The following is a 4,006-nucleotide window of genomic DNA, read 5'->3' as shown; positions in this document are numbered from 1 at the left end:
CTCGAATCCCCATACACCACAAATAACCATAATTCCTCTAATCAACTAATCAACGCAACCACCAACCCGGCAATGCCTCTAAATGGTTGGATTTTATGATATTCTGCCATTAGTTGAGGTGTTGTTATGGCTACCGTAACTGTCCATATCCATTGTCCCCGCTGTGATTCCGATGAAGTTTACCGGCATGGACTCAGCCCGACTAAGCGTGAGCGATTTCGCTGCCAGTGTTGTCGCCGTGTATTCCAGCATCTGCATCAACACTGTCATTCAGGCTTTAAAAAGCTCGCACCCCGCTGGATAACTTCTTCTCTGGTCACTCACACCGATGTGGCACTTACAGGCGGCGTACTGGCCTACACCTTCGGTCCGCGCACGGATGAGACCTGCCGGGAATTATTGACCCTGTTAACACCATTCAGCATCGGTATGCTAACCAGTGACAACTGGGGGAGCTATGCCAGAGAAGTGCCGAAGGAGAAGCACCTGATGGGCAAAATTTTTACGCAACGCATTGAGCGTAACACCCTGACACTTCGCACCCGCATTAAGCGTCTGGCCCGCAAAACGATTTGCTTTTCACGTTCCATCGAGGTCCACGAAAAAGTTATCGGCTCATTCATCGAAAGCACATGTTCTACTAATTGGATGCATTACCTCTTTTTGTAAGATGTTAATTCTTTTACAGTTTACGCTTTAAAATCCCCATCTTAAATAGCTACTGTTAAAAAGCATAGCTAGGGCTATGTTTAACTCACTGATTTTACTTCCTTTTTTTCTATTCATTTTCGTGCTAGGATGCGTTTCACTTGGCTGGCTTGTGATTATTTTCCCGACATAAGCTGATGTTTTAACGATTTGGAACGCACACGTTGCTTCAGACTGGGATAAATTACAATGAACCTATATGCCACCCTGATTCTGGCTTTTGGCATGTCGATGGACGCTTTCGCCGCGGCAATTGGCAAAGGTGTAAGCCTGCATCGTCCGCCCCTGAAAGAAGCACTGCGCACAGGCCTGATTTTCGGCGTGATTGAAGCGCTGACGCCGCTGATTGGCTGGGCTATTGGTCTTGCCGCCAGTCAATACGTGATGGTGTGGGACCATTGGATCGCATTCGGCCTGCTGTTTATTTTAGGCAGCCGTATGATCGTTGAAGGCTTACGTAAAAAAGAACAGGAGCTGGAAGAAGCGCCAACCCGCCACGGTTTCTGGCTGCTGGCATGTACCGCAGTCGCCACCAGTCTCGATGCGATGGCGGTGGGCGTTGGCTTGGCGTTCCTGCAGGTTAGTATTGTTACTACCGCGCTGGCGATTGGCACCTCGACCATGATTATGGTGACCGCCGGTATCCTGCTCGGCCGCTTCCTTGGCCCGGTGCTGGGCAAATGGGCAGAAATTTTCGGCGGCGTGGTACTGATCGGTATCGGTTCGAGTATTTTGGTTGAACACCTCGGGCTGATGAGTTAATCCTCCGCCTTCAATGCGGCTTTCCCGCTGCACACCCACGAAGAGTATGTGATCAGTGCCAATCTCAGCGGCATTGAACAGCTCAGCCTGCATCAGCAAACCCTGAAGGTCCACGTCGGGGGAATCACCCTCTATAATCCCGAAACTTTACATGCCTCACAGTTTGGCGATCGTAAACGTCTCATCCAGACCGTCTTTTATTTTCGCCGGTGTTTCCTACCATGGACACTTTCGCGAACATGGACACTACCGTGGACAAAAATACGCCTTACTCCAGAAGAATCTGGATCACCACTGCACTCAGCCTGCGATTTAACGACGCCCTGACCTACCGTGAAATCGCTGAGAAACTCAATATCAGCACTTCCGCCACGCATAAAATGTTTAAACGTTTTCGCCGGACGGGGATTAACTAGCCTCTGCCGGAAGGATATACGCCGGAACGCCTTGAGGAAGCGCTTTACGCCTTCAACCTCGAAACAAACCTTCCCGTCAAAAAACGCCGTCCTGACTGGCCTCTGGAGTTCAGGATCCGTATGACGGAGCTGAGTCGGGAGCCGGGGGCCTGTGTGGCAGAGCTGGCGCGGCAACATGGCATTAACGATAATCTAGTTTTCAACTGGCGTAATCTGCATCGTCAGGGGCTGCTGGATCCTGCCAGCAGAGCCACACTCATCCCGGTCACCGTGGAGCCTCTTTCGCCGCTTCCTAGGCAGACCGGGGCCGTATCAGCAGACCTTCCACCGGTCATCAGCTGCAGGCTGACGCTACCGGGCGGAAGCCTCAGCCTGACCGGGCCGCTGACGCCAGAGCTGTTGCGCGCACTGGTTAGCGCACTCAGGGAGGGTGAGGCATGATTAACTTTCCCGCAGGGGCGCGTATCTGGCTGGTCGCCGGCATCACCGACATGCGCTGCAGCTTCAACGGTCTGGCGGCGAAGGTGCAGAACACGCTGCGGGATGGCCTGTTGTTCATCTTCCGTGGGCGGCGGGGAGACATGACAAAGGTGCTGTGGGCGGACCGGGACGGCCTGTGCCTGTTCTTCAAACGGCTGGAGCGGGGTCGCTTCGTGTGGCCGGTGACCCACGACGGTAAAGTCCACCTGACGCCGGCGCAGCTGTCGATGCTGCTGGAAGGCATTAACTGGCGGCATCCGCAGCGGACTGAACGCCCTAGCCTGCGGATATAACCTGTTGTAAAGTGGGTTCATGGATACCTCATACCCCGATGAAAACGCCCGGCTCAGGGCACTGCTGCAGGAGTAGCAGACCACCATCCGCAAAATGGCGGAGTATAACCGCCTGCTCTCGCAACGGGTGGCGGCGTACGCCAGCGAAATAAACCGCCTGAAGGCGCTGGTCGCTAAGCTGCAGCGCATGCAGTTCGGCAAAAGCTCCGAAGGTACGCGAGGCAGAAGAGCGCATCAGCGCCCTGCAGGAGGAGATGGCGGAGGTGCTGGGCGAGCAGCATGACCCGGCACTCCCGCAGCCGCTGCGCCAGTCGTCTTCCCGCAAACCGCTGTCCGCCTCGCTTCCCCGTGAAACCCGCACGCTGTCGCCGGCAGAAACCGCCCGCCCGGCATGCGGCGGCGAGTTCAGCGTGCTGGGCTGCGACGTATCGGAGCAGCTGGAGCTTATCAGCGGCACCTTTAAGGTTATCGAAACACGGCAGCCGAAGCTGGCCTGCTGCAGCTGTGACCACATCGCTCAGGCCCCCATGCCGTCAAAACCCATAGAGCGCAGCTACGCGGGCCCCGGCCTGCTGGCGCGCATCGTCACGGCGAAGTTCACGGAGCACGCGGCCGACTCGGCTGTGGGTGTACGTGAGGGACGACCGCAACGCGGGGTCACAACTGCCGCCTGCGATGTGGTTCGCGTACTCACCGGACCGCAAGGGAGTCCATCCGCAGCAACATTACGAAGACGGGCGCATCACTGGAGCGGCCTGCATGGCGCATACGCGCAGAAAAATCCACGACGTTCATGCCTGCACGCTGACCGACATCACCACCGAAGCTCTAAGGCGCATCGGTGAACTGTATGCCATCGAGGCTGTGTAATAATCAACAAAAACCGGACACGGATTTAGGCACATTCAGGTTTCATAACGACGGTAGTTAACTATTTCTGCTTTCAGATTGCGGAAGAACCTCTCCGTAACGGCATTATCCAGACAATTGGTAGAGTCTTGGGACGTGGTGTAAATTCGGCAGGATAGTGAGCACCATCGGCTTATTGTCGCTACCGATGTAAAACTGGCCCACCTGCCGATGTAAATCTGACCGACCCAGGGTAAAAATGGCAGTTTTAAGGCACTGCCAATGATGACATTGGAGACCAGAGTGGAGATGAGTGTTTTACACCGTCAGGGCATGTCGATACGCGCCATCGCGCGCCAGCTTTCATGCTCTTGTGAGACCGTTCGCAGATATATCCGTAGCCCGCTGCCCGTAGCGGATATCCGCTACAAGCCACGCGCACCCAGACCCTGCAAGCTTGACCCGTTCAAGCCCTATATCCTTGAGCGCGTGGCCGCT

5 protein-coding genes and 3 pseudogenes are annotated in these 4,006 nt (G+C 55.2%); all 8 read left to right on the top strand.

Annotated features, from left to right (window positions below; all coding sequences use genetic code 11):
- The first annotated feature begins 126 nt into the window (after positions 1–126).
- A pseudogene (locus BBW68_RS09800) lies at positions 127–644 on the top strand (IS1 family transposase).
- Between the two features lie 253 nt (positions 645–897).
- Positions 898–1,470 carry a manganese efflux pump MntP gene (gene mntP / locus BBW68_RS09795; RefSeq protein WP_070135217.1) on the top strand — a complete coding sequence of 191 codons (573 nt, stop codon included), beginning with the start codon at positions 898–900 and terminating at the stop codon, positions 1,468–1,470.
- Between the two features lie 48 nt (positions 1,471–1,518).
- A pseudogene (locus BBW68_RS19800) lies at positions 1,519–1,647 on the top strand (AraC family transcriptional regulator); the annotation flags it as partial.
- A 44-nt stretch (positions 1,648–1,691) separates the two neighbouring features.
- On the top strand, positions 1,692–1,886 hold the full coding sequence (locus BBW68_RS19795) for a winged helix-turn-helix domain-containing protein (RefSeq protein ID WP_070135216.1): 195 nt from the start codon (positions 1,692–1,694) through the stop codon (positions 1,884–1,886).
- Positions 1,887–1,889: 3 nt separating this feature from the next.
- Positions 1,890–2,327 carry an IS66-like element accessory protein TnpA gene (tnpA, locus tag BBW68_RS18400; RefSeq protein ID WP_261791520.1) on the top strand — a complete coding sequence of 146 codons (438 nt, stop codon included), beginning with the start codon at positions 1,890–1,892 and terminating at the stop codon, positions 2,325–2,327.
- Complete coding sequence (tnpB, locus tag BBW68_RS09780) at positions 2,324–2,659, top strand: IS66 family insertion sequence element accessory protein TnpB (protein ID WP_070135214.1); 336 nt, start codon at positions 2,324–2,326, stop codon at positions 2,657–2,659. Before tnpA ends, tnpB begins: the two co-directional genes overlap by 4 nt.
- Positions 2,660–2,744: 85 nt before the next feature.
- Positions 2,745–3,487, top strand: a pseudogene (locus BBW68_RS09775) (IS66 family transposase); the annotation flags it as partial.
- Between the two features lie 303 nt (positions 3,488–3,790).
- Positions 3,791–4,006: helix-turn-helix domain-containing protein (locus tag BBW68_RS16555; RefSeq protein ID WP_148127623.1), on the top strand; the 216-nt coding region annotated here is incomplete at its 3' end.

The organism is Candidatus Erwinia dacicola, assembly GCF_001756855.1.
GTDB classification, from domain to species: Bacteria; Pseudomonadota; Gammaproteobacteria; order Enterobacterales; family Enterobacteriaceae; genus Erwinia; species Erwinia dacicola.
Note: the sequence above shows the minus strand (reverse complement) of the source record. Positions and strands in the feature narration are given on the sequence as shown.

Bases quoted from the DNA above. Each gene is read 5' to 3' on its own strand.
- mntP (WP_070135217.1), top strand. From the start codon at position 898: ATGAACCTATATGCCACCCTGATTCTGGCTTTTGGCATGTCGATGGAC.
- BBW68_RS19795 (WP_070135216.1), top strand. From the start codon at position 1,692: ATGGACACTTTCGCGAACATGGACACTACCGTGGACAAAAATACGCCT.
- tnpB (WP_070135214.1), top strand. From the start codon at position 2,324: ATGATTAACTTTCCCGCAGGGGCGCGTATCTGGCTGGTCGCCGGCATC.